Source organism: Burkholderia sp. BCC1988 (assembly GCF_905339895.1).
In the GTDB taxonomy this organism is placed as follows: domain Bacteria; phylum Pseudomonadota; class Gammaproteobacteria; order Burkholderiales; family Burkholderiaceae; genus Burkholderia.
This window is the reverse complement of record NZ_CAJPHA010000005.1, coordinates 297,677-320,273: the sequence shown is the minus strand read 5'-3', so window position 1 is coordinate 320,273 and position 22,597 is coordinate 297,677. Positions and strand designations below refer to the sequence as shown.

Genomic DNA, 22,597 nt, shown 5'->3' with positions numbered 1-22,597 from the left:
TCTCCTCTCCCCCTTCCGTTCCCGTTTTCCGGACGCACAAAAAAGCGCGCTGCGTGATGCAGCGCGCTTCGGCTTGTCGGCGGGTTCCGTGCCGCGTTACTGCGCGGCCGGTGCGCTCGCGGGCAGGGTCGGCATCGCCGGCGCGATCGGCGCGCCGTTGGAGGCCGGCGCCGTCGTCGCCCCGCTCGGCGCCGTCACGGGCGCAGCGGCCGAGGCCGCGGCAGGCGCGCTCGCGGGCATCGCGCCGTCCGCACCCGGATCGTCGTACTGTGGCAAGCCCGGCGCCGCCGGCGCGTTGTTCGGCGCCCCGCCCGACTCGCCCGGATCCTCGTAGTTCGGCAAGCCCGGCACGGCCGGCGTGGCCGCCGGCACCGCCCCCGCTTCACCCGGCTCCGTGTAATTCGGCGGCGCGGCCGACGCCGACTGGCCGTGATACGTCAGCGACTTGCGCTGCTGCAGATACGCATCGCGGACGAACGAGTACGGATCGAGTGCCGCCTGCTTCAGCAGATCGGTCGCGCCGAGCAGATCCGAACGCGCGCTGATGAATTGCGCGATGTACATCGGATTGCGCACGGCCGGCTCGATGTAGTTGAGCAGGTTGAAGCGGACGTCCACCGCGCGGCCGACGCCGTCGCGGATCGTGCTCGGCCCGAACACGGGCAGCACGAGGTACGGGCCGGACGGCATGCCCCAGCGCGCCATCGTCAGCCCGAAATCCTGGTGATGCTTCGGCAGCCCGGCCGGCGTCGCGATGTCGATCAGGCCGGCGACGCCGAACACCGAGTTCATCGCCACGCGCATCAGGTCCTGCGTCGCATCGGTGATGCGCAACTGCAACAGGTTGTTCGCCATGTTGCCGAGATCGCCGAGGTTCGAGAAGAAATTGCTGATCGCGGTACGCACGGGCGTCGGCGTGATCTTCTGGTAACCCTTCGCGATCGGCACGGCGATGTTCGTGTCGACCGTGTCGTTGAACTTGTACATCGCCCGGTTCATCGGCTCGAGCGGGTCGTTGGGGTTGCGGTTCGGGCCCGTCGCACAGCCGCTCAGCACTGCGCTGGCAGCGACGGTCGCCGCAATGATTCGCACCTTATTCATTGTTTCCTTGCAATTGGTTCTTGGCGCGTTTGACGCGCGGTTTGCCCATCAGGACGGGCTGAAACACCACGGCGCCGATCAGGGTGCAGGTCAACGCCAGCGCGAGCAGCTTGCCCATGCTCGACGTGCCCGGATGATGCGACAGCCACAGGCTGCCGAAGGCGGTTGCGGTCGTCGCGGCGCTGAACAGCACCGCGTGCGTGAGGCTCGAATGCAGCAGGCCCGTCTGGCCCGCGCGCCACGCCATCACGAAGTACACCTTGAACGCGACGCCGACGCCGAGCATCAGCGGCAGCGCGATGATGTTCGCGAAGTTCAGCGACATGCCGAGCACGACGCACATCTCGAGCGTGACGAGCCCCGACACGAGCAGCGGCACCAGCGTGCGCAGCACGTCGCCGAAGCGGCGCAGCGTGATCCACAGCAGGATCGTGATCGACAGGATCGACCACAGCGCCGCGTGCAGGAACGCGTTGATGATCGTGTCGGCCGAATGCAGGATCGAGATCGGCCCGCCGGTCGCGCCGGGTTCCGCCGCCTTCACCGTCTTCGCGAAGCGGCGCAGCATCGTGTCGTCGTTCGGGTCGACGCCCTTCGGCACCTTCGGCGAAATCTGCACGAGCGCGTGGCCGTCCGGCGCGACCCAGTCGCGCACGATCTGCGGCGGCAGCGATTCGCGCGTGATGTCCTGCGGCTGCAGCAGCGTCGCGAGCTGGTTGAGCGCGATGCGCAGCGTGTCGGAGAACGCGCGTTCGGCGCGGTCGCGCGCCGCGCTGTCGGCGGCGGCCAGCTTCGCGAGCGATGCCGACAGATGCTGCGCGGCGGCGGCACCCGGGCCCGGGTGATCTTCCGCCGCGTAGCCGAGCAGGTCCGACACGCGCTTGAGCGCGGCGACGCGCTGCGCATCGGTCGCGGCCGGCGCGGCCGGCTGCGTCAGCGCGGGCAGCAGCTCGCTCGCGGCCGCGGCGATCGCCGCGCGCTTGGCCGGCTGGTCGGCCGGCACGAAGGTCGTGAGCGTCGTCGTGCGGCCGACTTCCGGCAGCGCGTCGAGGCGCTTCGCGGCCGCGTCGGCCTCGGCGAGCGACGGCGCGAGCAGCGTGACGTCGTTGACGGCCGCTTCGGGCGAATCCTTCAGCGCGAGCAGCGTCGCCATCGATTCGCTGTTCGGATCCTTCAGGTGCAGCGGGTTGAAATCGAAGTGCAGGAACGCGAGCAGCGGCAGCGCGCCGATCACGACCGCGAGCGTGCCGATCAGGATCGGCTTGCGATGGCGATCGAGGAAGTCGTCGACGGGGGCGAGCCACGGAAAGCCCGGCGTCTTCGATTCGCCCGGCGGCGCGAACAGGCGCAGCAGCGCGGGCAGCAGCGTGAGCGTGGTCAGCAGCGCGACGAACATCCCGACGCCCGCGATCAGGCCGAGCTCGGACACGCCGCGATAGGCCGTGGGGATGAACGAGAAGAAGCTCGCCGCAACCGCCGCGGTGGCGAGCGCGAGCGGCATGCCCATCGAGTGCGCGGCGCCGACCAGCGCGTGATCGATGCGCGGATCGCGGAAGCGTTCCTCACGGTACTTCACGCCGTACTGGATCGAGAAGTCGACGCCGAGGCCGACGAACAGCACCATGAACGCGACCGAGATCATGTTCAGCGAACCGACCATCGCGAGGCCGAGCGCGGCCGTCACGACGAGCCCGACGAACAGCGTGACGAGCACCGAGCCGATCATCCGCTTCGAGCGCAGCGCGAGCCACAGGATCACGAGCACCGCGAGCAGCGTGAGCACGCCGTTGAGCGCGGCGCCGTCTTCCACCGACGCGAATTCGTCGTCGGCGAGCGGCTGTTCGCCGGTCAGGCGCACGACCGCGCCGTAGCGTTGCTCGAGGCCGAGCGCTTTCGCCGTGTCGCGGATCACCCGGGTCGTTTCGGCACCGGCCTTCAGCGCGCCATAGTCGACGACCGGCTGCACCGTGACGAACGCGCGTGCCGGCTGGCGTGCGGCATCGCTGTCGACCAGCCCGCGCCACGAGAACGCGGCGGGCCTGCCGGCCAGCACGTCGTCGACCGTCGCGGCGCTGCGCGCGAGCAGCTTCGCCATCGCGGGCAGCTTCACCTGGCCGGTCAGGAGCGGCTGGCCGAGCGTGGTGGACAGCGTGGTCGCGAGCCCGGTCAGGCTCGGGTTCTTCGCGAGTTCGTTGACGAGCGGCCGCGCGCTCGCAAGCTGCGACGTCGTATTCGACACTTCCTGCGGCGACAGGAACAGCAGCCCGTTGTGCTCGAAGAACGGGCCGCCGCCGGGTTCGGCGACCTGGCCGATGCGGCCGGCGTCGGCCTGCTTGCGCAGGGCTTCGGTGAGCGTGTGCGCGGCGGCCGTCGCGAATTCGGGGGCCGGTGCCTCGACTACCGCGAGGATCGTGCCGTTGCGTTGCGGGAAGGCCTTGTCGACGGCCTGGCCGAGCGCGGCCCACTGCGGTTCCGCGTCGACGAGCTTGCTGATGTCCGTGTTGATCTTGAAGTGCTGCGCGACGTAGACGCCGCTGAAGACGGCGATGACGAGCGACAGCACGACGACCCAGACGGGGCGGCGTACCGACAATGCGACGAGTCGGACGATGAGAGAAGTCACCATGTGGCGGTGGGGAGGGGCTGGCAAGGACAAGGCAAAGAGTATACCGGCGCCACGTGACGTCGGTCGCCACGTTGGAGCGTAAAGGGGCGGGAAGGATATTTGCTGCGCCGGGAGGGAATCGCCGCGAATTGTCGGACGAATGGTCGGCGGAAATTGACATAATCGGCGCCGATCGCGCTGCGGCCGGCACCCTGTGACAAAAGGGGCTGAAAGGTAACAGTCGGTCACCGCGCGGCAGGCGGGCCGCCGGGCCGCTATACTTCGACCCACCGGCCGATGCGATCGACGCAATCCGCCGTCCGTTTTTTTTACCGAGTGCGAATATCCGTATGAAACGTCATCTGTTTGCTTTCGTCGCGGCGGCCGCCGTGTCGGTTTCCGCTTTCGCGCAGAGCGCGCCGGTCGACATCGTCCGCAATGCGGTCGAAGGCACCGTCAGCGCGATGAAGGCCGATCCGGGTGCGCGCGGCGGCGACATGGCGAAGGTCACGCAAGTCGTCGAGCAGCGCTTCCTGCCCGCGACGAACTTCGAGCGCACGACCCGCATCGCGGTCGGCGATGCCTGGAAGCAGGCGACGCCGCAACAGCAGCAGGAGCTGTACAAGCAGTTCAAGCTGCTGATGACGCGCACCTATGCCGCGTCGCTCGCGCAGCTCGGCAGCCAGGACGCGAAGTTCTCGTTCAAGGCCGGCGGCGCGTCGGGTGCCGATGCGCTGGTGCAGTCGACGGTCACGACGCCGGGCGACAGCCAGTCGGTCGGCTACCGGCTCGGCAAGGTCGGCAGCGACTGGAAGATCTACGACATCGACATGTCGGGTGCGTGGCTGATCCAGGTGTACCAGGGGCAGTTCAAGAGCCAGCTCGCGTCGGGCGGGATCGACGGCCTGATCGCGTATCTGCAGAAGCACAATTCGCGCACGAATTGAGCGTCGCTGCGCGCAGTCTGGATTTTGGATGAGTGAAAGGCGCCTCCGGGCGCCTTTTTCGTTCGTGGTCAGTCGAGCGGTCGAGCGGTGATTCCACTGCGCGATGCCGACTCGGCGAATCACATGCGAAGCGAGAAAAAACCGCATCGTAGGGCTAATCAATGTGACCGAGGCGAGTGCCTTTTGCGGCGCCGCACGTCGCCGCCCTACCGCCGCCGATGCTCGACCGCGAACTTGATCAGCTCCGCCTGCCCTTCGATCTCGAGCTTGCGCTTCAGATTGAGCCGATGCGTTTCCACCGTGCGGACCGACAGCCCCGTCTGCTGCGCGATCTGCTTGCTCGACAGCCCCTCGGCCAGCGCATCGAGGATGTCGCGCTCGCGCGGCGTCAACCGGTCGAGCGGCGACGCGGTCGCGCTTGCCTGGATCATCCGCGCGGCGAGCCCTTCGCTGAAGAACGTCTGCCCGGCCAGCACCGAGCCGATCGCGCGCACGATCTCGCTCGCGGGCGAATCCTTCAGCAGGTAGCCGCTCGCGCCGGCGCGCACGGCCTGCGTCACGTATTCGATGTTGTCGTGCATCGACAGCATGAGCACGCGAATCCCCGGAAAGCGCTCGTGGAACACGCCGGCGAGCGTGATGCCGTTCATCCCGTTCATGCCGACGTCCATCAGCGCGAGATCGGGCTCGAGCGACGCGGCGAGCGCAAGCGCCTCGTCCGCGTTGCCGGCTTCGCCGACCACCGACAGGTCGGCCGCCTCGAGCCGCATCCGCAGGCCGTCGCGCACCAGCGGATGATCGTCGACCAGCAGAAGGCGGGCAGCGGGCCGGGCGGTGTCGGGGGCGCTCATGGGCAAGGGTCTCCGGTTATGGGGATCGTGTTCAGGCGGCGCGCAGCGGCACGCGCGCGGCCACGACGGTGTGGCCGACCTGCGACGTGATCGTCAGCATGCCGCCCAGCGCGTCGAGCCGCTCGCGCATGTTGCGCAGCCCGATGCCGCGGCGCGCGTCGGTCTGCGTACGCTCGGCGTCGAAGCCGCAGCCGTTGTCGGCGATGGTCAGCGTGACGGCATGCGCGCCGACGTCGAGCGTGACGGCCGCGCGCGACGCCTGCGCATGATGCACGATGTTGCTGAGCGCTTCCTGCGCGATCCGGAACAGCGCCGTGTTGACCGGCGCGGGCAGCGGCCGCGCGCCGCTATGCGCGACCTGCGTATAGCCGATGTCGATGCCGCTTTCCGCGCCGAGCTCGCGCACGAGCTGTTCGAGCGCGGCGGCGAGGCCGAGATCGTCGAGCATCGCCGGGCGCAGCGCGTGCGAGATGCGGCGCACTTCGCGCAGCGTGTCGCCGAGCCGGCCGACGCCCGACGCGAGCGCCTGCTCGGCCTCGGGCATGCGCGCGGTGCCGCGCTCGAAGCGCGCGAGCGCGGATTCGAGCATCAGCTTCGCGGACACCATCATCTGGCTGATCCCGTCATGCAGCTCGCGCGACAGCCGCTCGCGCTCCTGCTCCTGTGATTCGACGACGCGCTGCGCGAGCTGCTTGAGCTTCGCGTCGGCGCTGCGCGACTCGCTGACGTTCAGCACCAGCGCACAGACGGCGATCGCCGCCGCGCCGGTCAGCGCTATCGCGGTGAGCCAGCTCATCGTGCGCTCGATGTTCGCGGACGCGCGCGCGTCGATGCGCTGCAGCGCGGTGTCGACGTCGTCGAGATAGATGCCGGTGCCGACCATCCAGCCCCAGCGTTCGAGCGCGACGACGTAGCCGAGCTTCGGCGCGGGCTTGCCCGTCGACGGCCGCTGCCACGTGTAGCGCACGTAGCCGCCGCCGTGCGACGCGGCGCCGATCAGCTGCTGGATCGTCAGCGCGCCCTGCGGGTCGCGCATCGACCAGTAGTTGTGGCCGACGCGCTCGGGCTCGCGCGGATGCATCAGCGCATTGCCGTGCAGGTCGTACACGAAGAAATAGCCGTCGGGGCCGAAATCCATCTTCTGCAGCATCGCGAGCGCCTGCGTGCGCAGCAGTCCGTCGTCGCGCGCATTGCGGCCGCTCGCGTCGTACAGCGGCATGATCGCGCTCGTCGCGAGTTCGACGTAATGCTTCAGCTCGACTTCCTTGCTCGACAGGTAGGCGGCCTGGATCGTCGCGTGCTGCGTGCGCGCGAGCGACGTCGCCTGCTGGCGCACGCCGAAGCCGATGCCGGCGATCGCGAGCAGGAACGGCACGATGGCCAGAAGGAAAATCTTTGCCTTGAGTCTCATGGTGGTGTGAAGCGGGCGCGCGTGTCGCGCGGCGGCCGGGCGAGCCGACATTGTCGGCGATTTCGCCCGCGGCCGGCGCTGTGGCGGCCGGGCGGCCAGCCGTGGCTCAGGCGCGCCGCAGCGTGCGCTCGGCGGACGGGGCCGTCTGCACGACGACCTGGTTGCGCCCGCCTTCCTTCGCGCGGTACAGCGCGTCGTCGGCGAGCTTCAGCGCGGCCTGGATGCTGTCGTCGAGTTCCGGATAGCAGGTCGTCACGCCGATGCTCGCGGTCAGGCGGTCCGACGCATCCGTGTCGTGCAGGATGCCGAGATCGAGGATGGCGGTGCGGATCGATTCGGCGATCGTCACGGCGCCGGGCGTGTCGACGTCCGGCAGCACCACGACGAACTCCTCGCCGCCGTAGCGCGCTGCATAGTCGGCCGGGCGGCGCAGGCATCCGGCGATGCAGCGGCCGACCGCGGCGAGCGCATCGTCGCCGGCCTGGTGGCCTTGCGTGTCGTTGTAGCGCTTGAAGTGATCGACATCGACGAACAGCAGCGACAGCGCGTGCTGCGAGCGCGCCGCGCGGCGCCATTCGCGCGCGAGCGTGACGTCGAGCATCCGGCGGTTGTCGAGGCCCGTGAGGCCGTCGGTGCGTGCGAGCGCTTCCAGCTCGGTTTCCGCGCGGTGCCGCTTGCGCAGCTGGATGTCGAGCAGCATCGACAGGCCGACGAAGCCGAGCGCGAGCAAGGCCATCGCCGAGCCGATCGGGATCGCGCGGTCGTACCAGGCGGCGTAGGTGTCCGCCTCCGAGCGCGCGACCATGATGATCAGCGGCAGGTGGTCGAGGTGCCGGAACACGTACAGGCGCCGCACGCCGTCGATCGACGCGGTATCGGCGAAGCTCCCTTCGTTGGCGGTCATGAACCGGCGGAAGGTGCTGGCCTTGCTGATGTTGCGGCCGACGATCGCCGGATCGTAAGGCTGGCGCGCGAGCATCAGGCCCTTCGTATTGATCAGCGCCATCGACCCGCGATCGCCGAGCGAGAGGCGCGAGAACAGGTCCTGGAAATATTCGAGCCGGATCGACATCACGGCGACGCCGCCGAACGACCCGTCGGGCCGCGTGATCCGCCGGCTGAGCGCGATGCTCGGCGAGCCGCCGCGCAAGCGCGAGCGGTACGGGTCGCTGACGTACAGGCCGACGTCCGGGTTGTCGCGGTGCACCGTGAAGAACGATTCGTTGCCGAAGTTGGCCTTGCGCGGCACGTCGCTCTTGCCGTCGACCGCGATGTCGCCGTTCGAGTCGAGCACGTAGATGCCGCCGAGATACTTGGCCGTCGTCGCGCGATCGAACAGCACCTGGCGGCGCAGCGGCATCGGCAGCGCGAGGACCGCGGGATCGTTCTCGCCTTCGACGACCGCCTGCAGCGACAGCGCATAGAACTCGATGTTGCGCTCGATGTCCCACGACGCCATCAGCGCGATGTTCTGCTGGGTGGTGCGCGCGCGATCGCGTGCGTCGATCCGGCCTTCGTACAGCAGGATGCCGCACAGCAACAACAGGATCAGTGCGATCAGCAGCCCTGAATAGAAGATCAGGTGCGGCAGCAGGAACCGGCGCAATTGGGCGGCGACGCGGCTTGTCAGGCCGGATTCGCTGGGCATTGCGTAGTCGGTTTCTGCCATGGTCCGTGGATCGATGGGCATCGTCGCCGGGGCGGCGGGCCGATGCGATTGTTCGTATGATTTGCCGGCGATGATCCGGAATGCACCCCCCGGTGCGCATTCCGCCCGACCGACCTGGAACACGGTGCCGATGATCGGCGATGGCGGCCTGATAAACCGCTGCATCACCTGCCGACCGGCAAGAATTGCCGCGATTCGACGATCCGACGAATCGGGCGGCGCGGATTGGTCCGAGTATAACGCGCGCATTCGTGCACGCGGAAAATGTTGCGGACCGTTGATCCGGATCAAATTATCGCCCTGGCAGAGACTTGCCAGTCGCGTGCGGAACGTTGCAGCGCAAGGCTTTGCGCCAGGAGGGGGCAGCGCGCATACGGCCGTCGCCGATTTACATGCTTTAACGGCAGGCGGACGCGGAACCTTAAATCGTGCGATTCGGATCGATTATCCGTTTCAGCGTTTGCATGAATTCGAATGCAAAAAACGGGCAGCCGTAATGGCTGCCCGCTTCGTGAAAACCGCATGCGGGAAAGCCCGCATGCGAAGGCTTACGCGCCGTGCTGTTGCGCCTTGTACGCGAGCCGGAACCGATGCAGCAGTGGCTCGGTATAACCGCTCGGCTGCGACGTGCCCTGCAGCGCCAGTGCGCATGCGGCCTTGAACGCGGTCGACTGGTCGTAGCCGGGCGCCATCGGGCGATAGTTCGGGTCGCCGGCGTTCTGCTGGTCGACGACGCGCGCCATCCGCTTGAACACGTCGAGCACGAAGGCCTCGGTGATCACGCCGTGGCGCAGCCAGTTCGCGATGTGCTGGCTCGAGATGCGCAGCGTCGCGCGGTCTTCCATCAGGCCGACGTCGTGGATGTCCGGCACCTTCGAGCAGCCGACACCCTGTTCGACCCAGCGCACGACGTAGCCGAGAATGCCCTGCGCGTTGTTCTCGACCTCGCTCAGGATTTCGCTCTCGCTCCACGCGGCGCGCTCGACGACCGGCACGGTCAGCAGCCCTTCGAGCAGCGTGTCGCGCTCGCTTGCGTACGGCGTCTTCTCGAGTTCCTGCTGGATGGCCTGCACGTCGACGAGGTGGTAATGCAGCGCGTGCAGCGTCGCGGCGGTCGGCGACGGCACCCACGCGGTGTTCGCGCCGGCGCGCGGATGCGCGATCTTCTGCTCGAGCATCGCGTGCATCAGGTCCGGCATCGCCCACATGCCCTTGCCGATCTGCGCGCGGCCGCGCAGGCCGGCCGACAGGCCAGCGAGCACGTTGTTGCGCTCGTACGCCTGGATCCACGCCGACGACTTCATGTCGCCCTTGCGGATCATCGGGCCCGCTTCCATCGCGGTGTGCATCTCGTCGCCGGTGCGGTCGAGGAAGCCGGTGTTGATGAACGCGACGCGCGCGGCCGCCGCCGCGATACAGGCGGCGAGGTTCACGCTGGTGCGGCGCTCCTCGTCCATGATGCCCATCTTCAGCGTGTTGCGCGGCAGGCCGTACAGATCCTCGATGCGCGCGAACAGCGTGTCGGCGAACGCGACTTCGACCGGGCCGTGCATCTTCGGCTTCACGATGTAGATCGAGCCGGTGCGCGAGTTGCGCTTGGCCTTCAGGTCGTGCAGCGCGCACAGCGTCGTGACGACACCGTCGAGGATGCCTTCCGGAATCTCGTTGCCGTCGCGGTCCAGCACCGCGCCGTTGGTCATCAGGTGGCCGACGTTGCGCACGAACAGCAGCGAGCGGCCGTGCAGCACCAGCGTGCCGCCGGCCGGCGTGGTGTACTCGCGATCGGCGTTCAGGCGGCGCGTGAAGGTCTTGCCGCCCTTCGCGACCTCCTCGACCAGCGTGCCCTGCATCAGCCCGAGCCAGTTGCGGTAGAGCTGGACCTTGTCGTCGGCGTCGACCGCCGCGACCGAATCCTCGCAGTCGATGATCGTGCTGACCGCGGCTTCGAGCACGACGTCCTTCACGTTCGCGAGATCGGCGCGGCCGATGGGGGTGGACGCGTCGATCTGGATCTCGAGGTGCAGGCCGTTGTGCTTCAGCAGGATCGCGGACGGCGCGCCCGCCGCACCCTGGTAGCCGACGAACTGTGCCGGCTGCGCGAGGTGCACGACGCCCTTGCCGGTTTCGACGGCGAGCTGGCCGTCTTCCACGCGATAGCGCAGCGCGTCGCGGTGCGAGCCGCTCGCGAGCGGCGCCGCGTTGTCGAGCACGCCGCGCGCGTAGTCGATCACGCGCTGGCCGCGCGTCGGGTTGTACGCCGTGGTGCGCTCGGCGCCGCCGTCTTCCGGCAGCGCATCGGTGCCGTACAGCGCGTCGTACAGGCTGCCCCAGCGTGCGTTCGCGGCGTTCAGCGCATAGCGCGCGTTCGACAGCGGCACGACGAGCTGCGGGCCGGCCTGCGTCGCGATCTCGCTGTCGACGTTCGCGGTGGCTGCCGCGACGTTCGACGGGACCGGCACGAGGTAGCCGACCTGTTCGAGAAATGCGCGAAACGCGGCATGGTCGCGCACCGGGCCGGGGTGCGCGCGATGCCACGTGTCGAGTTCCTGCTGCAGTCGGTCGCGTTCCGCGAGCAGCTCGCGGTTGCGCGGCGCGAGGTCGTGTACCAGGGCCGAGAAACCGCTCCAGAACGCGGCCTTGTCGATACCGGTGCCCGGCAGTGCTTCGTTTTCAATGAACTGGCTCAGCGCTGGCGCGACTTGCAGTCCTGCTTGGTCGATCATCGTGATTCCTCCCGGGGAAAAAATTCGCGCGCGGCTTGGCTGACTCATGTCGCGACGCTTTGTACGCCGGCGCGGGCGATCAGCGCGTCCTGCTCGGACTTTACGCCAGACACGCCGATCGCGCCCGCAATCCGGCCGTCGAACGCTACCGGCACGCCGCCTTCGAGCAAGCCCGTCAGCGGCACGCTGAGAAACGCGGTGCGGCCACCGTTGATCATATCCTCATACGCTTTCGTCTCGCGCCGGCCGAGCGCCGCCGCACGCGCCTTGTCCTGCGCGATGACGGCGCTGGCCGGCGATGCGCCGTCCAGGCGCGCGAACGCGAGCAGGTGGCCGCCGTCGTCGACGATGGCGATCGATACGGCCCAGCCGTGCCGTGCGGCTTCCACGCGGGCGGCCGCGAGCATGCGTTCGGCGTCGGCGAGCTGGAGTTCGGGTTTGGTTTGCATCATGTTCCTCCGGAATCAGCAGTCGGTGGAATCAGTCGACCCGTCGGTCGTCGACGAGCTCGATCCAGTGGCGCACGCGCGTGCGGCCCGCGCCGTTCAGGTGAGTCTGGCAGCCGACGTTGGCCGTGACAATCAGGTCCGGCCGCGCGGCTTCGAGCGCGTCGAGCTTGTTGTCGCGCAGCCTGGCCGCGAGTTCGGGCTGCGTCAGCGCGTAGGTGCCGGCCGAGCCGCAGCAGAGATGGCCGTCGGCGACATTCGTCAGATCGAAGCCGAGCCGCGTCAGGATGCTTTCCACCGCGCCGCCGAGCCGCTGCGCGTGCTGCAGCGTGCACGGGCAGTGGACCGCGACGCGGCGTCGCGTCGACTCGGCCAGCGCGTCGAGCGGCTCGGCCGCGATCACTTCCGCGAGGTCGCGCGCGAGTGCGCTGACGCGCCGCGCCTTGTCCGCATAGACGGGGTCGGAGCGCAGCAGGTCGCCGTATTCCTTCACGAACGCGCCGCAGCCGCTCGCCGTCAGCACGATCGCCTCCGCGCCGGCTTCGATCGCAGGCCACCATGCGTCGATGTTGCGGCGCGCGCGCGCGAGCCCGGCATCCTGCGCGTTCAGGTGATATTCGGTCGCGCCGCAGCAGCCGGCTTCGCGCGCGGGCGTCACGCCGATGCCGAGGCGGTCAAGCACGCGCGCGGCGGCCGCGTTCGTGTTCGGCGACAGCGAAGGCTGCACGCAGCCTTCCAGCATCAGCACGCGCCGCGCATGGCGTACCGGCGGGCGCGGCGTGGCGGCGGGCACGGCGGCCGGAATCTTGTCCTGCAGCGTGCCGGGCAGCAGCGGGCGCAGCGCGCGGCCGGCCTTCAGCAGCGCGGCGAAGGTTGCCGGCCGCGGCACCACGTGACGCAGGCCCGCGCGCAGCAGGCGCTCGCGCGCAGGCCGCCGCGCGCGCTTCTCGGCTTCCGCGCGGCCGATGTCGAGCAGCGTGTGATAGCGCACGCCGGACGGGCAGGTCGTCTCGCAGTTGCGGCACGTCAGGCAGCGGTCGAGATGCTGCTGCGTGCGCTCGCCGCACGGCTCGCCTTCGAGCATCTGCTTGATCAGGTAGATGCGTCCGCGCGGCCCGTCGAGCTCATTGCCGAGCACCTGGTAGGTCGGGCAGGTCGCATTGCAGAAGCCGCAGTGCACGCACGCGCGCAGGATCGCTTCCGCTTCGTCGGCCCGGTCGAGGGCCTTGCTGGCTTCGCTGAGATTGGTTTGCATATCGGCGGTTCGAAGTCGGGTTGGCGTCAGACGTTCGCGTACAGGCGGCCGGGATTGAAGATCGCATGCGGATCGAGCTGCGCCTTCAGCTGCCGATGCACGCGCAGCAGCGCGGGCGGCAGCGGCTGGAACGGTTCGGGCGTCGTGCCGGGCGTGAAGCAGGTCGCGTGGCCGCCCCACTGCGCGGCGAAGTGCTGCACGTCGGCCGGCGCGGCGTCGCTTTTCAGCCAGCGCTGCGCGCCGCCCCAGTCGACGAGCAGCGCGCCGGGCAGCGCATCGAGCGGCGCGGCCGCCGGCACCGATACGCGCCACAGCGGGCGCGGATCGTCGAAGAACGGCAACGACAGGTCGCGCAGCCGCGCCCAGAACCCGTCGTCGCGATCGTCCATCCGCTCGCCGCCGATCGTGTCGTGCGCGGCCTTCACCGAGCCCTCGCCGCCTTCGAGCCGCACGCGCAGCACGCCGTCCGCGTGGCAGGCACCCGCGAGCGGCAGCCCCGCGCGACGCCATGCCGCGACGCGTTGCACGGCTTCGCCGGCAGCGAGCGTCAGCGCGAGATCGCCGGTCGCACGCGGCTTCGGCAGCACCTTCAGCGATACCTCCGTCACGACGCCGAGACAGCCGAAACTGCCCGCGAGCAGCCGCGACACGTCGTAGCCCGCGACGTTCTTCATCACCTCGCCGCCGAAGCGCAGGTGTTTCGCATGGCCGGTGATCACGCGACAGCCGAGCACGAAGTCGCGCACCGCGCCGGCCCACGGGCGGCGCGGCCCCGACAGCGCCGCCGCGAACATGCCGCCGACCGTTGCCGTGCCGCCGAACGTGGGCGGCTCGCACGGCAGCATCTGGCCGGCCGCGTCGAGCATCGCTTCCAGTTCGGCGAGCGGCGTGCCCGCGCGTGCGGTGATGACGAGTTCGGTCGGGTCGTACGCGACGATGCCGCGGTGCGTGCGCACGTCGAGCGTGCGGCCTTCGACCGCGCGGCCGACGAACGCCTTCGTGCCCGCGCCGCGGATGTGCAGCGGCTGGCGCGCGTGGATCGCGGCGTCGACCTGCGCGACGAGTGCCGCGCTGTCGTCGATCGATTCGGGTTCGCGTTCGCGTCGCATCAGAAGCGCTCCAGTTCGGGAAACGGCAGCTTGCCGTGATGGACGTGCATCGCGCCGAACTCGGCGCAGCGGTGCAGCGTCGGGATGTTCTTGCCGGGGTTGAGCAGGCGCTGCGGATCGAAGGCGGCCTTCACCGCATGGAAGAACGTGATTTCGTCGGCGTTGAACTGCACGCACATCTGGTTGATCTTCTCGCGCCCGACACCGTGTTCGCCGGTGATGCTGCCGCCTGCCGCGACGCACAGTTCGAGGATCTTGCCGCCGAGCGCTTCCGCGCGGTCGAGCTCGCCGGGACGGTTCGCGTCGAACAGGATCAGCGGATGCATGTTGCCGTCGCCCGCATGGAACACGTTCGCGACCGGCAGCGCGTATTGCGCGGACAGCGCGGCGATCCCTTCGAGCACGCGCGGCAGCTCGCGGCGCGGGATCGTGCCGTCCATGCAGTAGTAGTCGGGCGACATGCGGCCGACCGCCGGGAACGCGTTCTTGCGGCCGGCCCAGAAGCGCTGCCGCTCCGCTTCGTCGCGCGCGACGCGGATCTCCGACGCGCCCGCGTCGCGCAGCAGCGCGGCCACGCGTTCGGCGTCTTCGTCGACATCGGTCGCGGCGCCGTCGAGTTCGCACAGCAGGATCGCCTGCGCGTCGACCGGGTAGCCGGCGCGGATGAAGTCCTCGGCCGCGCGGATCGCGAGGTTGTCCATCATCTCGAGCCCGCCGGGGATCACGCCCGCGCCGATGATCCGCGCGACAGCCGCGCCGGCTTCGGCCACGTCGTCGAAGCTCGCCATCAGCACCCTCACGCTCGACGGTTTCGGCAGCAGCTTCACCGTCACCTCGGTGACGATGCCGAGCATCCCCTCGGAGCCGGTAAACAGCGCGAGCAGGTCGAAGCCGGGCGCGTCGAGCGCGTCGGCGCCGAGCGTCAGCGTGTCGCCGTCGATCGTCAGGATCTCGACCTTCAGGATGTTGTGCACCGTCAGCCCGTATTTCAGGCAGTGCACGCCGCCCGCGTTTTCGGCGACGTTGCCGCCGATCGAGCAGGCGATCTGCGACGACGGATCGGGCGCGTAGTAGAGGCCGTAGGGTGCCGCGGCCTGCGAGATCGCGAGGTTGCGCACGCCCGGCTGCACGCGCGCGATGCCGGCGTCGGCGTCGATTTCCAGGATCCGGTTGAACTTCGACATCACGAGCAGGATGCCTTTTTCGAGCGGCATCGCGCCGCCCGACAGCCCGGTGCCCGCGCCGCGCGCGACGACCGGCACGCCGTGCGCGGCCGCGACGCGTAGCACCGCACGCACCTGTTCGACCGTGTCGGGCAGCACGACCGCAAGCGGCACCGTGCGGTACGCGGCGAGGCCGTCGCATTCGAACGGCTTCAGCGCCTCGCGCTCGTGCAGCACGTCGAGGCCGGGCGCCGCCGCGCCGAGCGCGGCGACGAGCGTGTCGCGGTCGACGGTCGCCAACGGGCCGTCGATCCGTTCGTCGTAGGTGAAACTCATCGTGTGTCTCCGTCTCCACCATCTTCATCGTGCAGGCGTCCGCGGGACGCGCGGCACGCCGATGGACGGCATTCTTGGCGGGCGGCGGGGGCGTGTCCAGATGCCGCCGCCGTGGTCATACCAGTTTTTGTTCGAGTGCCTTTGAGGGGCGGCTGGATGGGACGTAAAACGCAATCAACACAAGGGTTTGTGCGAAAATCGGCGACATCCGTCAGAAGTGGTCATACCAGTATGGAAATCCAGAATCGACAAGCGCCGGCGCGCAATGTCGCCGATGTCGTCGCCGAGCGGATCGAGCAGCTGATCGTCGACGGCGTGTTGAAGGCCGGGCAGGCGCTGCCGTCCGAGCGGCGGCTGACCGAGAAGCTCGGCGTGTCGCGCACGGCCGTGCGCGAAGGGATGAAGCTGCTGCGCGCGCGCGGGATCATCGACACGACGCACGGCAAGGGCTCGTTCGTCGCAAGCCTGACCCCGCAGCGCGAAGTCTCGCCGATGATGCATCTGCTCGGCTCGCAGCCGCGCACGCTGTACGACCTGTTCGAGGTGCGCGGCATGCTCGAGACCGAAGCCGCGCGGCTCGCCGCGCTGCGCGGCACACCCGCCGACTTCATCCTGATCAAGCGCCGCTACGAGGAGATGACGGCGGCCGATGCGCAGGATCTCGATCCGGCCGCGCGCGCGAAGCTCGACCATGCGTTCCATCTCGCGATCTGCGAGGCGTCGCACAATCCGGTGCTCGTCAACACGCTGCAGTCGCTGACCGACCTGCTGCTCAGCTCCGTGTTCGCGTCGGTGAACAACCTCTATCACCGCGAGCCGCTGAAGAAGCAGATCGACCGCCAGCACGCGCGGCTCTACAACGCGGTGACGGGGCGGTTGCCCGACCAGGCCCGCAAGGCGGCGAGCGAGCATATCCGGCAGTGCGTCGAGTATCTGCGCGAGATCGAAGAGGAGGAGCAGCGGCTCGTGCGCTCGACGTTGCGGCTCGAAGGGTGGACTTGAGAAAGCACCGGTGCGTTCGTACGATGACGTCAATCAAACGAAGTGCGTTGACGATGCGGTTTGATCGACTATTACGTCATAATGTGACGTATCTGGTGCGCGGCACGCCAGCCGGTGCCCGGTAAAATGCCGCGCACCGCAGGTGCCAGGCGGAGAAAGCAAGCGCAAGCCGGCGGCACCGCACGCGAAGCCGGCCGGTAACGGACCGGACTACACGATCGGCAGTCCGGTCAGCGTGAAAAGGCCGCGCAGCAAACCTCCGGGCAAGCCCGGCTGGGGGCAGGCCGGCCGGCGGGCACATCGGGTAGCCGTGACAAAGCGTCCAAGTAGCATGGCGGATCCTCTGGGACCCCCTTCAAAGCCTACGTGCAGGTGAAGCGTGGCATATATATCGTTTTGCCACATTCTGTGAAATTTAAAGGTTGCCATCCAATTTCCGTGTAGGAAGGGAACGGCTGCTAATTTGAGATACTCCCGGCCCGGAAACGGGGTTGTTGCGCTAATCTTTCGAAAATATTTGAGATTATGAGTTGAGCGCACGGGGATCTCCATTTTCAGAGATAAACCATTTTCAAGTACTTGGTCACATATATAGCTCCGCTCGATCCTGAATAGAATCGAGCGAGCGACTCATCGTCGCAATGGCCGACCGTCACCCGCGTCGCTTCCTTGGCGGTTGAACCTGAGAGACAAGGAAAGGAAATGGTTTTTCCACCCGTCGATCCCGCAAGATTGCGGGCGGCTACGCTTTACGAGTCGATACATCGGGGCTTGATGCAGCACGAGCGACTGCTTATGTTCCGCTCCCCGCTGGGGGCGCAAACGCTCATTCCAGTGCGCGCAAAGGGATGGTCCAGAGTCGGGCGAGGCTATCGCTGGGTGGTCGACGTCGTTTCGTTACGTGACGATATCGATAACCTGGAACTCGAGCATCAGCCTGTCACGTTGTTTATTCAGCAAACCTCCAAGCCATTTGTTGAATCAGTCTATCGCCCGATTCACGGTTTCGTTCACAAATTCCACACGCTCGGGCAAGACGGAAATCTGACCGTCTACCAGGTTGAGTTCGAGTCGGCGCTTTTCTTTCTCGGCAAGGCGAGCAAGAACGATCATTGGTTCAATAAAAGCGCACGGGAAATTCTCTCTGAGTTGCTGGGAGCCTACCCGCAACTTGCCGGGCGAGTACGTTTCGTCCTGTGGGACGAGCCACGTGCGCGATCGTACACGCGGCAGAGCGAAACAGATCTGAACTTTTTCCATAGAATTCTCGAAGACGAAGGATGGTACTTTTATTTCGAGCATGCGCCAGTCCAGTATGAAGACGATCCACGCGTGTCAACACTCGTCATAGTCGATCGGCTTTCTGCCTTGCCTGATGCGAAACCGATCGAATTTTTCAACGGTGCAATTAGCGACGAGGTAGATGGCTTCACGCAATGGGCGGTGACTCAGACTGCACAAAGTCTTGCCTACGCGACAACCTCCTTCAATTACAAGAATCCGCAACAGAATTATTCGGTGCGGAGTGACTTGGGCGACAGCGCAAGCACCTATGTGACCGAAGAGCGACGTCAGCAGGTGAGGCGCAGCGTTCCGTATGCGCCCATGATTATTCGTGAAGCCCTGTCGTATGCCTACCCGAACTCGGACGAGGGGCGACGACGTGCATCCAATAGAACCCAGGCTTGGACTTCCGCCGCCCGGCGATACATTGGTCTCGGCGGTGTGCGATGGCTCGACGCCGGATCGCGTTTCACGCTCGAGCATCACACGCGGCATATGACGTTCGATTCGAACCTTCGGGAGTTCATGGTCGTCGAGGTTGAGTGGCTCATTGAGAACAATGTGCCGCTATCTAATCACGCTGCGACCTATCCACTGAGTTTGCAGAGCGCACTGTCCGACTCGCGCCAGGACTATGGCACGCAGTTTAGCTCGCGAGCCAATCCCATCGATGGCCTGGGCGGCATCTACTTGGTCAAAGTAGAAGCGCGGCGGACCAACATCGAGTATCGCAGTCCATTCGAGCATGGAAAGCCGCTGATGTATGCCGAGCACGCGCTCGTGAATGGCCCGGATAATGAGGAAGCATGGGCCGACGAGCGCAATCGCATTTACGTGATCTACCCGTGGGACGAGCGCGACGGAACGAACCGGACGCAAACGTCACCGCCACTGCTGGTGATGCAGGCCGACACCGGATATGGCTATGGTGGCGTTCATGTGCCGCGCAAAGACGAATGGGTCCTCGTCGACTACTTCCAGGGTGATTGTGACCGGCCGTATGTGCTCGGGCGCCTGCCATCCCAAACGACACCCCCACAATGGCATACCAACGTGCTCCTCTCGGGCCTCATGTCGAATGGCTTCGGTAAGAGTGGTGCTTACAACGCGTTCGTACACGACGATGCGACACATCAAGGGGCTACACGACTGACCACCTACACGGGCAGGGTCGGGAACAGCTACAGCCTGTACCACCAAGGGGTTCTGATTGACCATGCGGGCAATAACAACGCGCGGGGCCGATACCTCGGAAAAGGGGCTTTGCTGCACACGGATGATTATCTCGGTATGCGGGCGAATCGTGGTGCATATATCGGAACGCACGCGAAGGCGCACAACGATGATCAGCTTGACGTCAAGGAAGCGCAGGGTCAATTGATTAGCGCCGAAAGCCTCGTTGAGGCGCTGTCGAACGTCGGCGTGCAGCACCACGCGGACAGCTTGAAAGAGAGCCATGCTTCGCTCAAGCAGTTCACGGACGCCACCCAGCAGCCGGAAACGCTGGAAGCCGGCGGCGGTCGTACTGCCGGGGGCGGGACTGGCAGTGCGAACGCGTTCAAGAAGGCGATTCTGCTACTCGCTAGCCCGTTCGGCATCGGCACGTCTACGCAAGACTCGCTGCACATGACGGCAGATCGCCATATCAATGTGGTCAGCGGCCTGAACACGCATATCGGATCAGCGGGAGCATTTATCGTAAATGCCGCCAAAGCCATTGGGATGTTCTCGCAGACGGCGATCAGGCTGTTCACCAAGGGACCCGTGCAGATCCAGTCGCATGACGCGAATGTCGAGGTGATCGCTAAAGCAGTCCTCAAACTGCTGGCACAAGGCGACATCGAGATCGCAGCGGGTGGAAAGCTGGTGCTCACCGCGGGCGGCGCATCAATCACCCTTGAAGGCGGCAATATCCGCGGGCATGCACCCGGGACCGTCGAGTTCAAGGGAGCGCAGCATGCGTTTAGTGGGCCGAGCAGTATGCGCTATTCCATCCCGCCGCTTCCTGTCAGCACGTTGCAGCAAAACCTGACCCATGAATATACGCAGACTTTCGACGTATCTTCGGTCATCGCGAATCTTGGTGTCGGGGAAGCGCTGCGAGCGCAGACATATCGCATCTATTTGCCGGACGGAACACTTCAGCAGCAGGGCGGGCTACTCGACGGCGAAACGGCGACCGTTCACACACCTACACCAATGAACGTGAAGTGTGAGATCGGTGGCGGCGACTGGCACGCGATTGAAGATGCTTACGACCATGAAGAAACCGTCGACGACGCGAGCGAAGACCCGGTCGACGAGCAGCGGGAAACTTGACCGATTCAACTTCTGATATCCGCGAAATCGATAGGGAGAGCAAGTGTCGAACGCACAATCCGCCGACGCACCGGCACCGAAGGCTCAACCAGCTGCATTCGTGGTGGTAACCGTGCTTTTTCGCGACGTGTTGAAAAAGCCTATTGAAGGCCTGGCCGTCCAATTGACGTCTGGCAAAAACGCACCGCCGGCCCCCGCGTGGGAAACGGGCCCCGATCCAACGATCATCCAAGAGGATTCGGCAACACAGAGCAATGCGCCAGCTGCGACACCCGCTTCCGGTGCCGCTGCCTTACCTGAAGCGGTATCCAGCTCGGCGCCGGCGCCTGCAAAAACGCCACCGAATAGCAAAGCCGAACCGACCGCTCCCCGCTCGTCGCCCATTTTGGACAACAAGACGGAGGCGACCACTGACAAGGATGGTTTTGCGGTGACGATCACGAATGCGGCGCGCAATCAACCGATAGATGTGTTCGTCAAGAATCGTCGTGGGGAGTTTGCCTGGAAAGCCCAAATTGTCCCCAAGAAGGATATCAGCGCGTTCACCATCGTCAGTCCAGAATATCACTTGGAGTCCACTACACAACTCACCCCAAAGGACGAGTTTGAGCAGAATCTAAATCTTCCGGTTGTGAAAGAGGGCGAAGTTATGACGATCGAGAGATTGGTCAAGGAATTTGGCCAATACATTGCATGGACGCAAAAAGTCACCGAGCAAGGCCGGGTAAATAAATATTTTCCCAAGAAGAACAAGGAAGTCACTGTCGATCAAAAAACGCACAAGAAGAAAACCAAGATTACAATTGAACACCGCTATAAGGTGGTGAACACTGGTGAGCCGCGCACCGTAGCATTCAGCATTTTTGGTTCGAGGCTGAGTTACCCCAAGCCAGAGTTTTTTTCGGATGTGCAGTATCAGCGCATGGCTAGTGAACTTAACGTAGAAGTCGCCGCCATTAAGGCGCTGGTTCAACAGGAATCTCAAGGCCATCCATTTCTGGAAAATGGACTCCCTCCCATACTGTATGAACGACGGCACTTCTTTGATCTATCGGTAAAGAAGCGCGACAAGGAGGCAGAGGAGAGGGAAAGGGGGGCGGAAAAGGAAGCGGCAGAATCGCAGAGCGCAAAAGCGACTGGCGCTGCCAAGAAGAAAGTGCGCTCGTTCAAAAGAAAGGATTTCCCTGAAAATCCTTATCCAAAATTTCCCGATCTCTGCTTCCCAACCGGAGATCAATATGGCGGAGGCGGCTTGAATCAATATGAAAAGCTGGTTCGTGCTGCGGCTCTTGATTTTGATATCGCCATACAATCATGCTCTTGGGGAGGTTTTCAAATTCTGGGGGAATACTATTCATCGTGTGGGTGTTCGACGCCGGCGGAATTTGCCAATAAATTCATATCTGGAACGGATGGGCAGATGGAAATATTTATTGCATTTATGAAAAAAGAGAAGCGTGCTGGTGTTGACGGATTGAGAGAGCGCAAATGGGAGCAGGTTGCGACTTCATACAATGGTAGGCACTGGCGCACGAAGAATCCTCACTACGCTGAAAATCTCAAAAAATTCTATGAACAGTTCAAGTAAATTCATTGTGTTTTTATTTGTTGCGTCGATTTCGTGTTTGTCCTTTGCTGGCGAGGCGATTCTGTTCAATGATCCAAGTTTAATCGGATTTCGCGAAGGGAGGGCTATATCTGGTTTTTATGATTCGGAGAATGAAAAATTTTCTTGCAGCTTCTTGTTTGTAGAGGACGGTGATAGGTCAAGTAGTGTGAGTGTTGAGGGTTATGTTGATACACCGTTGCTTACTTTCGTTTTGGGTGAGTTGTCCCCGGAATTTCAGAATAGGAATAAAGTATTCGACATCAAAGGGATTTTGTATCGACACGACAGTGAGTGGATTATACAGACTGAGGTTGGTCAGGCTGGGTGTGAAAATGCAACAGGAGTGTTCGCGTTTGGGCCAAAAGATTTTAGATCGGTCACTTATCATGTAATTCGAGAGGTTCCGGCCATCGGAATTCGTATTGTGAAGGGTAAAGCGGCTTTTTATGACAATCGCGACGGAAAATTTGTGGCGAAAAAATCCTATCTTGTAGAGGGAGATGGTGTGATTGTAATGAAAAATAAAGATGATTTTTCATACATCCGTTACGTAGGTGTTGGGCCGAAGTTCGAGAGGCGCGTTACTTTTGGATGGGTGCGTACAAGAGATTTGGTGGATCCTTTTCCTCAGAAATAAGACATTACTAATTATTTATCGAGGCATCAGGTTCTGCGTTGATCGATGCTGCTTGATAAATGGGGTGATCGCGATTTTGCGCACTAGGGCGCGAGCGGCATCGTCGGGTCGGGCGGGGCCAAGAATGCCG

Annotated in this window: 15 protein-coding genes; 5 read left to right on the top strand and 10 right to left on the bottom strand. The window is 65.0% G+C overall.

All coding sequences use genetic code 11. The features are described 5' to 3' along the window. Positions 1–96: 96 nt before the first annotated feature. Both U4012_RS09735 and U4012_RS09730 read right to left on the bottom strand, forming a co-directional pair. The gene (locus U4012_RS09735; RefSeq protein WP_044848868.1) at positions 97–1,101 is read right to left on the bottom strand and encodes a VacJ family lipoprotein; all 1,005 of its coding nucleotides are present in this window, start codon (positions 1,099–1,101) and stop codon (positions 97–99) included. Continuing rightward, a complete protein-coding gene (locus tag U4012_RS09730; RefSeq protein ID WP_321798089.1) occupies positions 1,094–3,727 on the bottom strand; it encodes an MMPL family transporter in 2,634 nt (877 codons plus the stop codon). The genes U4012_RS09735 and U4012_RS09730 overlap by 8 nt, the downstream gene beginning before the upstream one ends. A 329-nt stretch (positions 3,728–4,056) precedes the next feature. Here U4012_RS09730 and U4012_RS09725 point away from each other — a divergent pair, with 329 nt between their 5' ends. Continuing rightward, positions 4,057–4,653 carry an ABC transporter substrate-binding protein gene (locus tag U4012_RS09725; protein ID WP_321798087.1) on the top strand — a complete coding sequence of 199 codons (597 nt, stop codon included), beginning with the start codon at positions 4,057–4,059 and terminating at the stop codon, positions 4,651–4,653. A gap of 206 nt (positions 4,654–4,859) precedes the next feature. On the opposite strand, the gene U4012_RS09720 is transcribed toward U4012_RS09725, so the two are convergent. The 8 genes from U4012_RS09720 to glcD all read right to left on the bottom strand — a co-directional run bounded on the left by U4012_RS09720 (position 4,860) and on the right by glcD (position 15,616). Continuing rightward, positions 4,860–5,504, bottom strand: coding sequence for a response regulator (locus U4012_RS09720; protein ID WP_044848871.1), 645 nt, complete (start codon positions 5,502–5,504; stop codon positions 4,860–4,862). 31 nt (positions 5,505–5,535) lie between these two features. Further along, a complete protein-coding gene (locus U4012_RS09715) occupies positions 5,536–6,915 on the bottom strand; it encodes a cache domain-containing protein (protein WP_044848872.1) in 1,380 nt (459 codons plus the stop codon). Between the two features lie 106 nt (positions 6,916–7,021). Further along, entirely contained in the window at positions 7,022–8,584 is a 1,563-nt protein-coding gene (locus U4012_RS09710) for a diguanylate cyclase (protein WP_044848873.1), read from the bottom strand. A 548-nt stretch (positions 8,585–9,132) separates the two neighbouring features. After that, on the bottom strand, positions 9,133–11,307 hold the full coding sequence (locus tag U4012_RS09705) for a malate synthase G (RefSeq protein WP_321798083.1): 2,175 nt from the start codon (positions 11,305–11,307) through the stop codon (positions 9,133–9,135). A 44-nt stretch (positions 11,308–11,351) separates the two neighbouring features. After that, positions 11,352–11,756: a GlcG/HbpS family heme-binding protein gene (locus U4012_RS09700; protein ID WP_044848880.1), complete on the bottom strand. Its 405-nt coding sequence runs from the start codon at positions 11,754–11,756 to the stop codon at positions 11,352–11,354. Between the two features lie 31 nt (positions 11,757–11,787). Continuing rightward, complete coding sequence (gene glcF, locus U4012_RS09695) at positions 11,788–13,008, bottom strand: glycolate oxidase subunit GlcF (RefSeq protein ID WP_321798080.1); 1,221 nt, start codon at positions 13,006–13,008, stop codon at positions 11,788–11,790. A gap of 26 nt (positions 13,009–13,034) precedes the next feature. Next, positions 13,035–14,117 (bottom strand): glycolate oxidase subunit GlcE, encoded by a 1,083-nt coding sequence (glcE, locus tag U4012_RS09690; RefSeq protein ID WP_321798078.1) that lies wholly within the window; start codon positions 14,115–14,117, stop codon positions 13,035–13,037. Further along, positions 14,117–15,616 carry a glycolate oxidase subunit GlcD gene (gene glcD, locus U4012_RS09685; protein WP_321798076.1) on the bottom strand — a complete coding sequence of 500 codons (1,500 nt, stop codon included), beginning with the start codon at positions 15,614–15,616 and terminating at the stop codon, positions 14,117–14,119. Before glcD ends, glcE begins: the two co-directional genes overlap by 1 nt. Before the next feature lie 231 nt (positions 15,617–15,847). Here glcD and glcC point away from each other — a divergent pair, with 231 nt between their 5' ends. The 4 genes from glcC to U4012_RS09665 all read left to right on the top strand — a co-directional run bounded on the left by glcC (position 15,848) and on the right by U4012_RS09665 (position 22,467). Next, positions 15,848–16,618, top strand: coding sequence for a transcriptional regulator GlcC (gene glcC, locus U4012_RS09680; RefSeq protein ID WP_321798074.1), 771 nt, complete (start codon positions 15,848–15,850; stop codon positions 16,616–16,618). Positions 16,619–17,320: 702 nt separating this feature from the next. Then, entirely contained in the window at positions 17,321–20,221 is a 2,901-nt protein-coding gene (locus tag U4012_RS09675; protein ID WP_321798072.1) for a type VI secretion system Vgr family protein, read from the top strand. Positions 20,222–20,264: 43 nt separating this feature from the next. Further along, entirely contained in the window at positions 20,265–21,809 is a 1,545-nt protein-coding gene (locus U4012_RS09670; protein WP_321798070.1) for an N-acetylmuramidase domain-containing protein, read from the top strand. Beyond that, entirely contained in the window at positions 21,793–22,467 is a 675-nt protein-coding gene (locus U4012_RS09665; RefSeq protein WP_321798068.1) for a hypothetical protein, read from the top strand. Before U4012_RS09670 ends, U4012_RS09665 begins: the two co-directional genes overlap by 17 nt. The last annotated feature ends 130 nt before the right edge of the window (positions 22,468–22,597 follow it).